Here is a 17,426-nt window from a genome sequence, read left to right as displayed (position 1 = left end):
TGTCTAACCCGTTTCCACACTGACCATATTGACGGGAAGCGTAATTGTAAAGGTCGTGCCGCGACCGATTTCGCTCTCCAAACCAATTGTTCCGCCATGCCGATCCACAATGGATGAGTAAGCAATTGCCAACCCCTGTCCAGTGCCTTTTCCCACTTGCTTGGTAGTGAAAAATGGGTCAAAGATTCTGCCGCTAATATCCTCCGAAACACCACAGCCCGTATCAGTGACCTTGATCTCGACACGTTCACCGCGTTTCAAGGTTCTAATAGTTATAGTTCCCAGGCTATCTGAATCATCCTCTGCCTGGTCTTCGATGGCATGAGCCGCATTAACGATAAGATTCAGAATGGCTTGATTCAGCTCTCCCGGCAGACAGGGTGTGGCTGGCAATGCTGGATCCAGCTCCAGCACCATCTCTGCAAAGTACTTCCACTCATTGCGGGAAACCTCCACGGTGCTGCGAATTGCCTGGTTGATATCGATACAACTCTTCTCTTCCGTCCCGGGGTGAGAAAACTCTTTCATCGCCCCAACGATTTTTTTGATTCGCTGCAACCCTTCCAATGACTGTTCGATCGCTTCAGGTATCTCTTCCTGGAGATAGGAGAAATCGATCTCATCTGCAACGGCCTTCGTCTCTTCAATCAACTCCTGGGTAAGCGCATTGGCTTCTGCTTTTTCAATCACACGATGATGGGAGGCACACAATCTTTTGATATCCTGAAAAACATCCTGCAGAAAACGGGTGTTATCACTTACGAACTGTGTCGGTGTGTTGATCTCATGGGCAATGCCCGCAGCCAGTTGACCTATAGCCTCGAGCTTCTGTGCCTGTCGCAATTGCAGTTCCATCTTTACACGTTCCAGCTCAGTCTGTTTTCGTTGGCTGATATCCCGGATCACCAGTATTAACAACCTGTGCTTACCAAGATACGTTTCACTGACAGCCAGATCCATGGGGAAAATGGCTCCATCCCGGCGCTTCCCCTGAATTTCACGGATCGTTATCTTGTTAGTTCTATCACAGGCAAACAGATCACCGATGGATCCTCCATTCATCTCATCGTTTTTCGTAAACAGGCTAAAATCAATCCCTACTGCCTCTTTCTGCGAACAACCAAAGATCATCTCAGCAGCATGATTGAACGACTCGATACGACCCTGATCGTCCACCGTTACAATTCCATCCACCGCAGCGTCCAGAATAGAGCTGCTGCGCTGCTCCTTCTCTGCCAGATCTCTGGCCAGTTGCTTTAACCCTACATTTGCATGGTAGAGCTCAAGACTTTTTTTTTCGAGGAGTTTTTCAGCCTGCTTTCGCGCCAAGCGTTCTCTTTCACAGCGACGGGTAAGGCGTTCTACTCGATCCATTTTAATCACTGCCGGGTTAATAGAAAGCGTGTTGAGTAACCATCCACAGCAGAGAGTTCCTCTCGCTCGAGAGTGATATCTTCATTGAAAAAAGCCAAACTCCCCTCTATCAATCCCTGAGCAAGATCAGCAAAGGGTCGCTTGGAGTGGTATGTCATTGACATCTGCCCTGACCCCGGAAAGTCACAAGTGAATTGTGGCAACTCTGCATCTGGGTAGAGCTTCCGCACCTCGACATGAATATGATCCTCAATACTCTGCAGGAAGGGGAACAGGGATTCAGCACCTTCAAGCAATTGTGGATAGGTGGCCGCCAAGCGGCCAAAAAGATGCCTTCCAAAAATTACAACGAGGTCAGATCCCGGCATTTTTGTCAGCTCACTGAGAGCAACAACAAGTTGTATAATCTCTTTATGATCATAGGTGCCAACGGAAGTGTAGGCACCTCCCGTAGCTGGACCGGCAAGTTCAACCATATCGTCTACCAGGTCGGCCCCAAACTCTTGTTCCACAAACTCCAAAAACTCTGAAAACACGATACCTTTCATACTTACTTCTCCAGCAGTTTCTTCAATGGGAGATCAACCATTGATCTCTTTCATTTGCCAACTCATCCACCTTAATCGTTCAGTGGCAGCCGAATAATAAATGTGGTGCCCTTTCCAATCTCGGTCTCGAACGTGAACTCGCCTTCGTGCTTGCCCACAATAATGTCATGACTCAGAGCCAAACCCTGTCCTGTTCCCTCCCCCACTTCCTTAGTGGTAAAAAAGGGATCGAATACATGGGGCTGAACATCCTTGGGTATGCCAGTTCCTGTATCACTGATACGTATCTCCCCCCAATCATCCAAGCACTCTGTTGACACTTTTATCACTCCCTTGCCGTCTGATCCATCGCCAACAACACCACTAATCGCATGGGCTGCATTGACGATGACATTAAGAATTACTTCATTGAAAGGTCCTGCAATACAGGGCACAGAAGTCAGGGAATCATCGAAAGAGGTCACGACATCCGCCTGGTATTTCCATACATTGCGGGAAACCATGATGGTACTTTCAATGGCTCGGTTGATATCAGTGGCCACCCGTTTCTCCGATCCAGGATGGGAAAACTCTTTCATCGCACGGACGATTTCGGCCACCCGACTGATACCCCCCAGAGTCTGCTCAATAGCGCTGGGAATCTCCTCCTGCAGGTAATCCAGATCGATATCTTCCATCGTCTGTTCCATTCTCTGCAGGACTTCCAGCGAAACGGCACTCTGCTTTGCTTCGGAGAAAATCACCCGTCCTTGGGTTATGACACGATTCATGTCTTCAAACGCTTCCAGCAAGAAACGCACATTGTCCCCAACGTACTGGATAGGCGTATTGATCTCGTGAGCAATGCCTGCAGCCAACTGTCCAATCGACTGCAATTTCTGCACCTGCTGCAGACGACTCTCTCTGCTCTTCTGTTCAGTGACATCTTCTCCAATCAGCAGAAATCCCGCGTGTACTCCGTTCAGGTCAACAGAAGGAGCTGCCACAACAGAGAGCAGGCCATTGATACCCTCAGCGTGTTGAAATCTGACATCAAAACGCTTTGTTTCATGGGATCCAGTCATACATGCGAGAATGTTCTCCAACATCTTTTCCCAATCCCACTTGATCCCGATCTCCATAATCTGTCGCCCCAGGACCTGCTCGGCAGAAAGACCAAAACAGTCCTCCGCTGCCTCGTTCCAATGGCTGATACAGTCATAACTGTCCACCCCGATCAGAATGCTTTTGATGGAGGCGAGCAATGCACTGTTCTGATTGTGTATCTTGACAAGCTGTTCCAGCGTCCGCCCATGCTGGATAATGCCAGCCAGCGTTTTCGCAACACCATTCAGAAAATCTCTCTCCTCATCAGTGATGGCATGACCTTGGTCCAGATAGAGTACGATCACACCAAGGACAGTATCCTTCGCAACAATCGGCACGCAGTAGTGACCATGATCCCGCATGCCTTCAAAGCGGATTTCATGTCTTTCATCGACACACTTGACATGAATCAGCCGCTTCTGTTCAGCGGCTCTACCGCAGAGACAGGTACCAAAAGGCACTTGGTTGCACATCATTGCGATTTTTTCTTCCAGTTGAGACTCGGCTACAAGATGCAGCATCTGCTGTTCTTCATCTGCCAGGAATATACCGCCTTTGTTCTGAATCTCGGCAAACGGGGCTGAAAGGATGATCTCCAGGCACCGCTGCAGCAGTTCGTCCAGAGGAAGATCCTGCAACGACAGATTGAGCAGTTCATTGATAATATGCCGATTCTGACTTCTCTGGTGCAATTCCCTGTAGGTAATCGCACGCTTGACTGCGTAGTTGATAACTCTATGTAGAATTTGCGGGTTGATCACCCCTTCATAGAGGCAGTCATCTGCCCCTGCCTCCACCCATTCCAACGCTAACGCCTCATCCGGATATTTTGAGATTGCGATAATAGGTGAATAGGCGAAGGCTTTGCGTAACACCGATATCGCTGAGGGAGTAGGCAGGTCGGCTAGCGTGGTTCCAAGCAAAATGATATCGAATAGCTGATGCCTGATCAGTTTTATCGTCTCATGCACAGACTCTGCAGACTGACAGGTCATGCTCAACGCTGACACATCTACAGGCTTTGATAGCGCAGCCATGAGCTCAGATACATAATCGGGATCATCATCTACAATAAGCACCCGAAGCTGTCGGACATTGTCCCCGCTGGCAGCCGGCCCAGGCAATTGAGTAAAATCCACACGCATTTCCACTGTTCTCGACGAGAGATACATCCAACCCAAAAACGATTTCCGGATCTATACCACCCAATCGACTGGAACAGCGAAAACTTTAACGAGGCAGATCGACTGGCCATCTCAGGTGCTGCCTTGGTGCTGACAGCCTGGCAACTCTGACTGAATCAGTTGTCATAACCTCAGATGGGCAACCTGACATCTGGCGATAAAGTCGCCCGACTGCTGGAGAGAACGTCCCCCATGCTCCTTTCTCCAGCCTAAATATGCGACAATGTTGCGCTTTCACCCTGCGCCGGGGTGAACTTGAAACCCGAGTCACCGGAACAGCTATACGATGAACGATACACCGCGCAAAATCCTCGTCACCAGCGCCCTGCCCTATGCCAACGGACCGATCCATATCGGCCACTTGGTGGAGTACATTCAGACCGACATCTGGGTACGATTCCAGAAGATGCGCGGAAACCAGTGCATCTACTGCTGCGCCGACGATGCCCACGGCACGCCGATCATGCTGCGTGCCCGGCTGGAAGGAATCGAGCCGGAACAACTCATCGCCCGGGTTGCCGAAGAACACCAGGCTGATTTCAGCGCCTTTCGCGTCGGGTTCGACAACTACCACTCGACCCACTCGGAAGAGAACAGAGTCTGCGCCACCACCATCTACGAACACAACCGGGATAGTGGACACATCGCGCGACGGGAGATTACCCAAGCCTACGACCCGGTGGAGAAGATGTTCCTGCCGGACCGTTTCATCAAAGGCACCTGTCCCAAGTGCGGGGCGGAGGATCAGTATGGCGACAACTGCGAGGTCTGTGGCGCCAGCTACTCCCCCGCCGAACTGATAAATCCTGTCTCCGCCGTCTCCGGCGCCAAACCCGAAGAGCGCAAATCGGATCACTACTTCTTCAAACTGGCCGATTTCGAGAAGATGCTGCAGAGCTGGACCAAGGGCGGCCACCTGCAGGCGGAGGTCTCCAACAAACTCGACGAGTGGTTCGAGACCGGTCTGCAAGAGTGGGATATCTCCCGTGACGCGCCCTATTTCGGCTTCGAGATTCCCGATCATCCCGGTAAATATTTCTACGTCTGGCTCGATGCCCCCATCGGTTACATGGCAAGTTTCCGCAATCTCTGCGACAAGACCGAGGATCTGGACTTCGACGCCTTCTGGAAGCCGGATGCCGACACCGAGCTCTACCACTTCATTGGCAAGGACATTATCTATTTCCACGCGCTGTTCTGGCCGGCAATGCTGCACGGCGCCGGTTTCCGCACTCCCAGCGCCATCTTTGCCCACGGTTTTCTCACCGTGGACGGCAAGAAGATGTCAAAGTCCCGCGGCACTTTCATCAAGGCCAGCACCTATCTGGATCATCTGAATCCAGAGTATCTGCGTTACTACTTTGCCGCCAAACTCAGCTCAGGCGTCGATGACATCGACCTCAACCTGAAGGACTTCGCCCAACGGGTAAACTCTGACCTGGTGGGCAAGGTGGTCAACATCGCCAGCCGCTGTGCCGGTTTCATCAAGAAGCGTTTCGACGGCAGGCTTTCCGACAGCCTCTCCGAGCAGGCCCTGTTCGACGAATTCATCGCTGCAGGCCACACCATCGCAGAACACTATGAGAAACGGGAATTTGGCCATGCTGTGCGCGCCATCATGGGACTTGCCGACAAGGCCAATCAGTACATCGACGAGAAACAGCCTTGGGTGATCGCCAAGGAGGAGAACAAGGACCAGGAACTGCACGACATCTGCTCCATGGGCATCAACCTGTTCCGTGTGCTGATCGGCTATCTCTCTCCCATCCTGCCAGGCACAGCAGAGAAGTCCGAAGCTTTCCTGCAGGTGGAACCGCTAACATGGGACAGACTCGCTATCCCACTTACCGGACACCAGATCATAAAGTTCAAACCGCTGATGACCCGGGTCGATGAAAAACAGATCGATGCCATGCTGGAACACTCCAAGGAAGACTTGAAGGAAGAGGGGGCAAAACAGACAGCCGAACCAGCACAGGCCGCCGGTCCCCTGGCCGAGAACCCGATCGCCGACACCATCGAATTCGACGACTTCGCCAAGCTCGACCTGCGTATCGCAAAGATCGTCGAGGCCAATCCTGTGGAGGGCGCTGACAAGCTGCTGCAACTGACGCTGGATATCGGCGGCGAAACCCGCAACGTCTTTGCCGGTATCAAGTCGGCCTATCGTCCAGAGGACCTGCAGGGCAGGCTGACGGTAATGGTGGCCAATCTGGCGCCGCGCAAGATGCGCTTTGGTCTCTCCGAGGGCATGGTGTTGGCAGCCGGTCCCGGCGGCAAGGACCTCTTTATCCTCAATCCGGATGAAGGCGCGCAGCCTGGGATGAAGGTTAAATAATCCTGATGTAGGATGCGGTGAGCTTGCGAACCGCATCGTTCGAGGGTTTCCTGACCCAATTGATGCGGTTCGTACCTCACCACATCCTTCAGGTTTGATTAGGGACAGTTGCCGGTTCCGCTACGCTTGAACCGGCCTACGAACCCAGCTAAGTTGCGGATCATCAAGGAATTGAAGGCTCCACCAGCCCATAATGACAATGGAATCCAGCCACAGATGAACAAAGGGACCTCTGAACGGAAACAGCTCCTGCAAATAACCTATAACCTGATAGTTGTTTCCATTGGCCCGGTTGCCTATTCTTAGACGGATGTTTGATTTTTGTGCTAACAGGCCCTGACACCCATAGATGAAAGAGTACGCCCTCATCCTAATCAGCACCGTCCTGGTGAACAACTTCGTATTGGTGAAGTTTCTGGGACTCTGCCCCTTCATGGGCGTCTCCCGCAAGCTGGAAACCGCCACCGGCATGGGGCTGGCCACCACCTTCGTGCTCACACTTTCATCCGTTTGCGCCTATCTGATCAACGAATATCTCTTACTGCCCCTCGGGCTGGAGTTCCTCCGCACCATTGCCTTTATTCTGGTGATCGCGGTAGTGGTGCAGTTCACCGAGATGGTGATGCACAAGACCAGCCCGATGCTCTACCAGGTGCTCGGTATCTTTCTGCCCCTGATCACCACCAATTGCGCCGTGCTCGGCGTCGCACTGTTGAATACTCAGGAGCAACACAACTTCGTCGAGTCGGCCCTCTATGGATTTGGTGCTGCCGCCGGTTTCTCCCTGGTGCTGGTCCTCTTTGCCGCGATACGCGAACGGGTCGCCGTCGCCGACGTTCCTGAACCCTTTCAGGGCAACGCCATTGCGTTGATCACTGCAGGTCTGATGTCCATGGCCTTTATGGGTTTTGCCGGCCTGGTGGCCAACTGAGAGCGATGAAACCATGTTGATCGCCATTCTCACCATCACCGGACTCGCCACCGCTTTCGGCCTGCTGCTGGGTTATGCCAATATCCGTTTCCATGTGGAGGGCGATCCGGTTACCGATCAGATCGAGGCACTGCTGCCCCAAACTCAATGTGGTCAGTGTGGCTTTGCTGGCTGTCGCCCCTACGCAGAGGCCATCGCCGGCGGGGAATCTGAGATCAATCTATGCCCTCCCGGTGGCGAAGCCACCATGATTGCCCTCTCCGACTTGCTGGGACGCGATCCGGTACCACTCTCCGAAGAAACCGCAGAAGAGAAACCCAAGGCGATTGCACTGATCAAAGAGCAGGAGTGCATCGGCTGCACCCTCTGCCTGCAGGCCTGCCCAGTGGATGCAATCATCGGTGCAGCCAAACAGATGCATGTGGTCATCGTCTCCGAATGCACCGGCTGCGAACGCTGCCTGCCACCCTGTCCGGTGGACTGCATCGTGATGGAACCGATTTCACAGGAGAGCGGTGGTTGGCGCTGGCCTTTCCCGGACAATGAACACCCCGGGATCGTCTCGGCACCACAGTCGCGGTAGACCAGCAGCATGTACGTTGAATCAAGCAAAGGAAAGATACGGCGGTTATGGGATTTCCATGGCGGCCTGCACCTGCCGGATAACAAACGGCAGTCTCTACAGACTGACCTCACATCCGCCACAATGCCTGCTCGGCTGATCCTGCCGCTGCGCCAGCACATCGGCGAATCCGCGATCCCTCTGGTAAAACCTGGCGACCGGGTGCTGAAAGGGGAAAAGATCGCCGACAATACTGCTCCCGTCTGTGCACCCATCCATGCCCCCACATCGGGAATCATCAAAGGCATCGAAGCGCATCCAATTCCCCACCCCTCTGGTCTGAACGGCCCGGCGATAGTGCTCGAAGTTGACGGCAAGGACGAGTGGGCCGATCTGCCGGCGCCAATCAACGACTTCCAAAATGTTGATAAAAGCTTGTTGCTGCAACGGGTTCGTGAGTCGGGTATCGTCGGTTTGGGCGGCGCCACATTCCCGGCAGCGATCAAGCTCAATCCAGGCAAAGCGATCAAGACCCTGATCATCAACGGTGCCGAGTGCGAACCCTTCATCACCTGTGACGACCGGCTGATGCAAGGGGCTCCTGACCGGATACTGAACGGTGCACGCATCCTGCAGCACATTCTCGGCGCGGAAGAGTGTCTGATAGGTATCGAGGACAACAAGCCAGACGCCATCAGCACCCTGCGCAGCCACCTCACAGACGACGATTCGATTGAGGTAGTGCGCATCCCCACCCTCTATCCCAGCGGCGGCGAGAAACAGCTGATCCGTATCCTGACCGGGCAAGAGGTGCCCAGCGAGGGCTTACCCGCTCAACTCGGTGTGATCTGCCACAATGTGGCCACCGCCGCAGCCATCGCCGATGCGGTACTCGAAGGACGGCCGCTGATCTCACGCTTAGTGACCCTTACCGGTGAAGGCATCGCAAACCCTTGCAACATGGAAGTGCCTCTTGGTATCACAGCAGCCGACCTGATCGAACAGACCGGCGGCTATACCGGTAAATCATCGCAGTTGATCATGGGCGGCCCGATGATGGGCTTCAATCTGTCCACCGATCAGGTTCCGATCACCAAGGGCAGTAACTGCCTGCTCGCCCCCAGCGAAGAGGAAGTACCTACCACGGGTTCCGCACTCGCCTGCATCCGCTGTGGCCGCTGTGCCGAAGTCTGCCCGGTGAATCTGTTGCCCCAACAGATGTACTGGTTCAGTCGAGCCAAAGAGCTGGAGAAGGTTCAGGACTACAATCTTTTCGACTGTATCGAGTGCGGCTGCTGCTCTCACGTCTGCCCCTCCCATATCCCTCTGGTGCACTATTTCCGCTTTGCCAAAACTGAAAGCTGGGCTAAGGAAAAGGAACTGCAGGCAGCAGATCACGCCAAGAAACGGCACGATTTCCGTATCGCCAGGCTGGAGCGGCTCGACGCGGAACGAAAGGCCCGCCTGCGCAAGAAGAAGGAAAACCTCGGTAAGAAAAAACCGGTAAAACCGGCCGCCAAGGGGGAGGATGCAAAAAAGGCAGCCATCGAAGCCGCGATGAAACGGGCTGCAGCAAAAAAGGCAGCCCAGCAGAGTCCACCCAAGAACACAGATAATCTGACACCGGCTCAGCAGAAGCAGCTCGATGCGGTCGATAAACACCGTGCTGAAACAACAGCCGACCAGGAGTGATTTACGGAATGCAGTTTCAGACCTTCAGTTCCCCCCACACCCGACGGCCCAACAGTGTCGACAAGGTGATGCTGCAGGTAATTCTTGCGCTGCTGCCTGGCGTGCTTGCCATGACCTGGTATTTCGGTCCAGGCGTATTGGTCAACATCGTCATCGCGACGCTCTCGGCAGTGGCCTTCGAGGCGCTGGTGCTGAAACTGCGCAAGCGGCCGGTGATGCCCACCCTCTACGACCTCAGTGCCGTAGTCACCGCCATCCTGTTCGCCATCGCTGTGCCACCACTGTTGCCTTGGTGGCTGACAGTCATCGGCATGGCCTTTGCCATTATCATGGTGAAGCAGCTGTATGGCGGCATGGGCTACAATCCCTTCAATCCAGCCATGGCCGCCTACGTGTTATTGCTGATCTCCTGGCCGATCCCCATGACTAGCTGGCTGCCGCCGGTGGTACTCAGTGCCAACCCGCTGGATTTCATGCAGATAGTCAGTGCCATCTTTACCGGATCACCACCCACTGGACTCGAGTGGGATGCCATTACCATGGCAACACCTCTGGACGAAATGCGCACCAATCTCGATCAGGGTCACATGATCAGTGAGATATTCCAAAGTCCGCTCTGGGGCGATTTTGGTGGTCAGGGCTGGGAGTGGGTCGGCAACTGGTTTTTGATGGGTGGCCTCTGGCTCATCTACAAACGCACCATCACCTGGCATATCCCCCTGGCCTTCTTTGCAGGCCTGACTGGGCTGGCGATGATCACCTTCCTGTTCGATCCGGAAAGTTATCCCTTCGCCCTGTTTCATGTCTTTAGCGGCGGCGCAATTCTCGGGGCCTTTTTTATCGCCACTGATCCGGTGACTGCCTGTACAACCAGAAAGGGTCAACTGATCTATGGTGTGGCCATCGGCATGCTGGTCTATATCATCCGTACCTGGGGTGGCTACCCTGATGCCGTGGCCTTCGCTGTACTGCTGCTGAACATGGCGGCCCCCACCATCGACTACTACACCCGGCCACAAGTGTTCGGCCATGGGGATAATCATGGTTAGACATCCAGTAGTGATTGCGGGCTCGATTCTGGCCATGTTTGCCGTTGCCGGCAGCACACTGGTTGCCTTCACCCATGATTTCACCAAGGACCGCATCGCCGCCAACGAGCGGGAGACCCTGCTGCGCAGCCTGCGCGCCATGGTGCCCTCCAACACGGTGGACAATGACATGACAACCGACAGCCTGACCGTCAATGATCCAGAGATGCTCGGCAGTCCAGAGACCGCCGTCTATCGCGGCCGTTTGATGGGACAACCGGTGGCCGCCGTACTAACCTCAGTGGTACCCGGCGGCTACAGCGGCCCAATCAAGCTGCTGGTAGCCGTACGTTACGACGGCACATTGGGTGGCGTTCGCGTCATCTCCCATAAAGAGACACCGGGACTCGGAGACAAGATCGAAGAGTCACGCTCCGACTGGATCTACAGCTTCAACAACAAATCTCTCATCGATCCAAAACTCCAGGATTGGAAGGTCAAACGAGACGGCGGCGTCTTCGATCAATTCACCGGCGCCACCATCACCCCTCGCTCTATCGTCGAGGCAGTCAAGAAAACCCTACTCTATGTCAAAGACCATCGTGATGCGCTCTATGACAAAAAAGCCGCCTCTGATCCAGAGCCACAAGGGAATAAGAAGCCATGAGCAATAGCGGATTAGGCCGGATCATCAAAGATGGGCTCTGGGGCAGCAACCAGGCACTGGTCGCCCTGCTCGGTCTCTGCCCCCTGCTGGCGGTGACCAACACCGCAATCAACGGCTTGGGGCTTGGCATTGCCACCACCGCAGTGCTGGTGGCTTCCAACGGCACGGTATCGCTGATCCGCAATCTGGTCAGATCAGAGGTGCGGCTGCCGGTATTCGTACTGGTCATCGCCTCCTTCGTGACCGCCATCGAACTGAGCATGAACGCCTACTTCCACGAACTGCACAAGATCCTCGGTATCTTTATCCCTCTGATCGTCACCAACTGCGCCATCATCGGTCGTGCTGAAGCCTTCGCATCCAAAAACAACCTGCTGCGTTCGCTGGTGGATGGCCTGAGTGTCGGTGTGGGTTTCACACTGGTATTGGTCACACTGGGTGGCATGCGCGAATTGATCGGCCAGGGCACACTTTTCGACCAGGCCCATCTGATGTTCGGTGCCGCCGCTGAGGGCATGAGTCTGTCACTGGGCAGTGATTTCCAGGGCATGCTGCTTGCGATCCTGCCACCAGGGGCATTCATCGGTCTGGGCCTGATGATTGCAATAAAGAATCTGATCGATAAACGGCTGGCACAGACAACTGCGACAAAACCTGAGGCCATCGAATCCGGAGCTGAAGCCGGCACGTCCTGAGATGCGTATCCCCCGCATCTTTACCCACCATGATCTTGCCGACACCGGTTCGGTCACTCTGGAGAAGGAACCCTCACGCCACCTCGGCCAGGTGCTGCGCCTCAAACCGGGTGGAGATGTCGTGCTTTTCAACGGTAACGGCAATGAATATGCCGCACGTCTACTAACATGCCAGAAAAACGCCGTTGAAGCTGAATTAACCCACTGTCTTCGGCATGAGGCGCCCCCACCGTTGCACATCCATCTGACCATCGGCATCTCCCGTGGCGAGCGCATGGATTTTGCACTGCAGAAATCAGTGGAACTCGGCGTTGCTGAAATCCAGCCAGTCTTTTCTGAACGCTGCGTGGTTAAATTGGACCACAAACGGCTTGTACGGCGCATGGATCATTGGCAGAAGATCATCATCAGCGCCTGTGAACAGTCCGGACGCTGTCATATCCCCATCCTGCATAAGCCAGTCGGCTATAGTTCCGCGATTGAAAACAGCTCTGCCGGACTCCGTTTATTACTTGATCACCGAAGCGATCTCACGCTAACAAACCTGCCAGCTGCCAAGGAGGATGTGCAGCTACTAGTTGGTCCGGAGGGTGGACTCTCCGGTGAGGAGAGAGAGATTGCAAAAGAGAGGGGGTTCACCGGCATCAGGCTGGGACCCAGGGTGCTGCGTACCGAAACCGCCCCACTGGCAGCCATCTCAGCCATGCAAATCCTGTGGGGGGATTTTGCCGACTGAAGTGAGCCGGCCAATCAGTTACCTAACGAAAGTGCGGAAACCACAGAATCGCAGGACGTGCTGAGCATAGCGATACGCTAGGAGGCTGTCGGGTTTATCCGTTTGATGCGACTAATCCGCAGGAGCGGATTGAGCAGCTCTGCTGCCCCCGAAGGGGTGAAGGGCAGGATGCCCGTAATAAAATCACTGGGGGCGAATCAAATCAGTTTACCGAACGAGGCGATTAAATGAACAGGAGTCCATTTGACGGCGAAGCCACCGCAGGGTGCGAGGCAGGACGCCGAGCATCAATAGTGGACCTATTTAACGAGTCCGATAAGCTGAGTTGATCGTCATCCAGGGATTTGCAGCCAAACAGTGTTAAACCCGACAGTCTCCTAGTGCTGCATCATATCGCCGGACGCCACATCCCCTTCTTGGCTTCATCACAACGGGTGATCAGTTTGGCTTTTCCCGTCGCAATGCAAAGTAGCGACAGCTCACTGGCCTTCTGCCCCAATTTCTGCCTGGTTGCAATCATACGCGGTAGATACTCCACATCCTCTTTGAATGTCTCACTCAGCGCCTGTTGAAACGCAAGGCTGGTCTTGAACTCTCCCTTCTTGTAGGCAATATCGGATAGCATGCTGTAGGTATTATATGGCGCCTGGCCCGACTTATAGGCTTTCGTAAGATTCGTTACTGCCGATTTACCCTTGTTCTGATAATACCGCACCTGAAACATCACCATGCGGGTGTATGGATCATCGGAACAACTTCCACTTATGCCTTTCAATCCACTCGCTGCAGCCTTCGTGAGTATGCCGGGTTTTTCCTTGGCCTGAAGCATCAAATCGTTCGCCTCATACGCATGCTTATAGCATGCGATAAATTTGCGTGAAGACGCACTCTTCATAACCGTCAAAAAAGGCTTCTCAATGAACGCCGGTCGAGCCCGGTCAGGATGGGAGGCCCGGACATATTTTCTGATCTGCTTGCGCCGCTCTTTTGCATCCTCATGGCTGTGGCTCAACTGATCTTTGAGATCATCCGATACATTGCTCAACAGCTGATTAAAATCAATCTTCAGCTCTGGACTGCTTTTTGGAGATTGAGTGGTGACCACAGGATTGCGTTCGACAAACTCCACCCTTTTCTGGGCGGTGAATTCGATCAACTTCAGGACCTCAAGCATCGCATCGCCATTATAGCCGGCACGAATCAGCAGATCGGCTCCCAGGTAGTCTGCCTCATTCTCCTGTCCCCGATTCCAGTTGGGGAAAAAAGCATTCTTCAAGGCCCAGTCAGCCACCTTTAGCTTCGCGTAATCTGCTGCACCTGCCTTCCCCTTTCCGACTGCAACCTGCAGATAGAGATCTGAATAATCCAGCAGACGTTCGCTGACGACACTCAGTGTTTCCTTTTGATGGTGCTCCAATATCAGATGAGAAAGTTCATGACCCAATAACGCAGCCAGTTGATCCTCGTTCTTCAGTTTCAATAGCGTTCCCAGTGGAATGGAGATGACACCGTTGGGCAACGCCTGCGCGGCAAAATCCGGGCTGGGTGAAATATAGACATGGGTCTGGATTTTTCGGCCGGGCCAGGCAGTAAGCAGTTTATCCTTGACCCCGTTTAGGTACTTCTCGAGCTCTGAAAGTTGCGCCACACCTTCTCCTGCGCGGCGCAGTAAAAGAATATCCTGTTGGAAGCCGCCGCTATCCCCTGCAGACTGTTCCGTCTCCATTGCAGCCTCTTCCGCATCCTGCTCGGCTGTCAACTGGTCGAGCAGCGTGCCCTCAAGCCCCGAGGTTCGGTCTGAGAGTCCGACGGCCCTGCCCACACTACCGACAGCGGAACCGACTGATTCCTTCACCGAAGTAAAAAAATCTCCAATCCCACCATGACTTGCGCTGGAAAACAGGAGAGGGATGCAGAAGCCCAGGAGGGGGATCATTAACCTTCTTTTTATGGACATGACTCACCCACCCCACGAAGACCATATTGGCGCCGATCGCTGGCCTGTGCAATAGCGGCCCGGTGACAGTCATTTCGCTTCAGGTTTTGCAAATCACCTGTCAGAACATCGCTCTGGTTAACCCAAACCTCTTTTCCCTCCGGCGTCCGGATCTTCAGGAAATTACTCTGATCTTTGGCGAGAACAGTGATTGGCGGCTCTCCCAGCCCGTCGACGGATTGATAGCGATATTTTCCTGCCTCGCGCACCTCGACCTCATCACTGTCAAAGCCAACGATTTCACGGGGAGGCGATTCGGCTCTGACCGGAAACGCCAACAAGAGCGCGCAAGTCAGGATGAACAATAATCCAAGGTGATGGGGTTTTTGTCTGTCCATAGTTTTTCCATTTCTGACCAAACTCAGAATTATTTTAGTACACGCTCAATGGTTATCACCACTCGCTTAGTGAGTTCACTGTTAACAAATTGCCCGACAATACCGAGCAATGCGAGGTAACCAATTGAGTTGAGCGGCTCATATCGCAGGACCAAAAACATACCACCCGCAAGAACCAGAATAGCAAATATCCCGGATGCCACAACCAGGCTGCGCGAATACTCCATCCATTTGTTGTTAACTCTGCCTTTCATGTCGATAAAAAGCAACAAAAGAGAAATTAATCCCGCTACGACAACCCAGGCCCATTGATTGAGCCGGTCCAGTTCCTCATTGGCTGCTCTGACCACATCCTGGCCATCTGACATCAGGTTGTCCAATGCCATGGCGTGCAACATTACCCCTGGTAGCAAGCCATGAACGGGGGAGCGGACGATATCATGGAGCCCCTCCAAATGGAGGCCATAAAGGACAATTTTGTTTTCTACCAATGACCGAAGCCGCTCCTTCTGTTCAGGCGTACCCAATTTATCGAAATAGAGCAGATCGTCGGCGAAAAGCACCTGCTGGTAGGGACAGGGAACCTCCAGCGCCTGCTCGTCGTCATAATCGACAAAGTCATTTACCAACCCCCAGAAGAGCTGCCGCGCCATTTCAGCAATATCGTCCTGTTTCCCGGAACAAACATCGGTAATAACTTCAGGGAAGGGCGGCGGTGCAGGGCGGCTCCCCCAACGCACTGACAGAGCAGTCCCCTCGACGGCCGGACTCTCATTCAGCACATCTTTTGCACAACTATCCAGTGGAGAATCCCCGAGACAGGCAAGCCGATAGAGTTCATAGGCCGAGGTATAGCGCCCCCCATCACGCAGGGGATAGCCTTTTTCATACCCTTCCCAGCCGTTGACTGTCAGCCCGAATTTCGAATCCAGACTTTTCTGTATTGGAGTCAGCTCCTCATCGCTGTAACCACCGGCAAAGAGATAACGTGTTTTGAAACGCTCCTGGACCCGTTGCAGGCGGCGTTCCATACGCGGCAGACTACTATCAATACTGCGTTCTTTTTTGAAATAGACATCGACAAAAACAGCGCGCGCATTATAACGACCCAGGCGTTCCAAAATGACGCCATGATCCTGATAGAGCAGTGGCCACTCGTTGGCACGGATGGCTCCCTGACTGTGGAGTGCATCGATTGTCCGGTCATTCTGCAGTACAACCAGAATATCCTTCTGGGCCGACGATTGGTAAAGGGGAGCCATCACTTTGTAGAAAGCATCCTGTGAGGCCTGATCGGCGACATCTCCAAGACCGAAAGGGTTAAGCGTCAAAATACCCACCCCGAGGAAGGAGTAAAACAACCAGCGCACAACAAACAGCGCAAATGTTTGTTTATCAGGCATCAGAAGTTTCCGCGAGCCAATTGATGCAGCCGCTTCAACAAACAGTGTTCATCAAAAATCATAAGGACCGGCAGGCCTGTCAACAGCCTTCCTGTCAGGTTCTCTACCACGGTGGATATTGATTTGAACACTGGAGTGGCTCAGGAAAAGCGTCAACGCAATCATCACCAGTACACCACCCAGTTTCAGCATGGCATCCAACGCATAGGTCACATCTTCTGCCTCCGTGGCACTGACGTTAATATCCAGCGAGAGACCATAAGAGAATAGTTTGACGATAAGTACCATCAGAATCAGTTTACCCAGCTTGCTCTTCAGGTGATCGATGTCATCAATTTTGAGAATCTGACCTTTGATCTTCTGGTATTCAGCATCCTTTTTGCTGCCGGAATATTTTCCCGGCAGACCTATCTCACTGATGAACAGCTCATAGATTCCATAGGTAAAGACCATAAAAATCGAGGCCATCAATACCGCATCTATTGCCTCAACAGAGGTTTTGATGACTGTAATTTTCCAACCGGACGAGCCGATGTCACCAAGCAGCTTAACCAGGTGGGTGAATTCAACCAGCATGAGGCCCAACCATATGATAGAAACGCATAGAGAGACCAATACAGAGAGGATAGCAAGGTGCCGCATCCCCCAAAGGCCGGGTTCAACTTTGTCATCAAGAAAACTCTCCCAACGTTCCAGACGGCTCTTGTCAGGCTCCTGACTTGTTTTATTTGATTCCACGCCAACCCCCCCCTTATTTATTGTTAATCCTTATTAAAGACACATCTTCAGGAAGGATTAATTAATTGTCAATTCGGGCAGGGCGAAAAATCCAGACTTAAGCAGGAATC

At 53.3% G+C, this 17,426-nt stretch carries 15 protein-coding genes; 8 read left to right on the top strand and 7 right to left on the bottom strand.

Annotation, left to right across the window (positions count from 1 at the left end; translation table 11 throughout):
* Positions 1 to 3 precede the first annotated feature (3 nt).
* The 3 genes from HPY30_13190 to HPY30_13180 form a co-directional block, all read right to left on the bottom strand.
* Positions 4 to 1,374 (bottom strand): PAS domain S-box protein, encoded by a 1,371-nt coding sequence (locus HPY30_13190; protein ID QYZ66858.1) that lies wholly within the window; start codon positions 1,372 to 1,374, stop codon positions 4 to 6.
* 5 nt (positions 1,375 to 1,379) lie between these two features.
* A complete protein-coding gene (locus HPY30_13185; GenBank protein QYZ66857.1) occupies positions 1,380 to 1,922 on the bottom strand; it encodes a heme NO-binding domain-containing protein in 543 nt (180 codons plus the stop codon).
* A 71-nt stretch (positions 1,923 to 1,993) separates the two neighbouring features.
* Entirely contained in the window at positions 1,994 to 4,147 is a 2,154-nt protein-coding gene (locus tag HPY30_13180; GenBank protein ID QYZ66856.1) for a PAS domain S-box protein, read from the bottom strand.
* A gap of 331 nt (positions 4,148 to 4,478) precedes the next feature.
* Here HPY30_13180 and metG point away from each other — a divergent pair, with 331 nt between their 5' ends.
* The 8 genes from metG (at position 4,479) to HPY30_13140 (ending at position 12,841) form a co-directional block, all read left to right on the top strand.
* On the top strand, positions 4,479 to 6,530 hold the full coding sequence (gene metG / locus HPY30_13175; protein QYZ66855.1) for a methionine--tRNA ligase: 2,052 nt from the start codon (positions 4,479 to 4,481) through the stop codon (positions 6,528 to 6,530).
* Between the two features lie 349 nt (positions 6,531 to 6,879).
* Positions 6,880 to 7,461, top strand: a complete 582-nt coding sequence (rsxA, locus tag HPY30_13170) for an electron transport complex subunit RsxA (protein ID QYZ66854.1) — start codon at positions 6,880 to 6,882, stop codon at positions 7,459 to 7,461.
* A gap of 13 nt (positions 7,462 to 7,474) precedes the next feature.
* Positions 7,475 to 8,044: an electron transport complex subunit RsxB gene (rsxB, locus tag HPY30_13165; protein QYZ66853.1), complete on the top strand. Its 570-nt coding sequence runs from the start codon at positions 7,475 to 7,477 to the stop codon at positions 8,042 to 8,044.
* A 9-nt stretch (positions 8,045 to 8,053) separates the two neighbouring features.
* Positions 8,054 to 9,715 (top strand): electron transport complex subunit RsxC, encoded by a 1,662-nt coding sequence (rsxC, locus tag HPY30_13160; GenBank protein ID QYZ66852.1) that lies wholly within the window; start codon positions 8,054 to 8,056, stop codon positions 9,713 to 9,715.
* A gap of 8 nt (positions 9,716 to 9,723) precedes the next feature.
* Entirely contained in the window at positions 9,724 to 10,764 is a 1,041-nt protein-coding gene (rsxD, locus tag HPY30_13155; protein QYZ66851.1) for an electron transport complex subunit RsxD, read from the top strand.
* Entirely contained in the window at positions 10,757 to 11,410 is a 654-nt protein-coding gene (gene rsxG / locus HPY30_13150; protein QYZ66850.1) for an electron transport complex subunit RsxG, read from the top strand. The genes rsxD and rsxG overlap by 8 nt, the downstream gene beginning before the upstream one ends.
* Positions 11,407 to 12,105 carry an electron transport complex subunit E gene (locus tag HPY30_13145; GenBank protein QYZ66849.1) on the top strand — a complete coding sequence of 233 codons (699 nt, stop codon included), beginning with the start codon at positions 11,407 to 11,409 and terminating at the stop codon, positions 12,103 to 12,105. The genes rsxG and HPY30_13145 overlap by 4 nt, the downstream gene beginning before the upstream one ends.
* A gap of 1 nt (position 12,106) precedes the next feature.
* Positions 12,107 to 12,841, top strand: coding sequence for a 16S rRNA (uracil(1498)-N(3))-methyltransferase (locus HPY30_13140; protein QYZ66848.1), 735 nt, complete (start codon positions 12,107 to 12,109; stop codon positions 12,839 to 12,841).
* Positions 12,842 to 13,229: 388 nt separating this feature from the next.
* Here HPY30_13140 and HPY30_13135 read toward each other — a convergent pair whose 3' ends face one another.
* The 4 genes from HPY30_13135 to HPY30_13120 form a co-directional block, all read right to left on the bottom strand.
* Positions 13,230 to 14,696: a M48 family metalloprotease gene (locus HPY30_13135; protein QYZ66847.1), complete on the bottom strand. Its 1,467-nt coding sequence runs from the start codon at positions 14,694 to 14,696 to the stop codon at positions 13,230 to 13,232.
* Positions 14,697 to 14,788: 92 nt separating this feature from the next.
* Entirely contained in the window at positions 14,789 to 15,175 is a 387-nt protein-coding gene (locus HPY30_13130; GenBank protein ID QYZ66846.1) for a hypothetical protein, read from the bottom strand.
* 29 nt (positions 15,176 to 15,204) lie between these two features.
* Complete coding sequence (locus HPY30_13125) at positions 15,205 to 16,578, bottom strand: CHASE2 domain-containing protein (GenBank protein QYZ66845.1); 1,374 nt, start codon at positions 16,576 to 16,578, stop codon at positions 15,205 to 15,207.
* A 51-nt stretch (positions 16,579 to 16,629) separates the two neighbouring features.
* Positions 16,630 to 17,316: a YqhA family protein gene (locus HPY30_13120; GenBank protein ID QYZ66844.1), complete on the bottom strand. Its 687-nt coding sequence runs from the start codon at positions 17,314 to 17,316 to the stop codon at positions 16,630 to 16,632.
* Between the last annotated feature and the right edge of the window lie 110 nt (positions 17,317 to 17,426).

Source organism: Gammaproteobacteria bacterium (ex Lamellibrachia satsuma) (assembly GCA_019623805.1).
Classification (GTDB): Bacteria; Pseudomonadota; Gammaproteobacteria; order Chromatiales; family Chromatiaceae; genus QGON01.
Note: the sequence above shows the minus strand (reverse complement) of the source record. Positions and strands in the feature narration are given on the sequence as shown.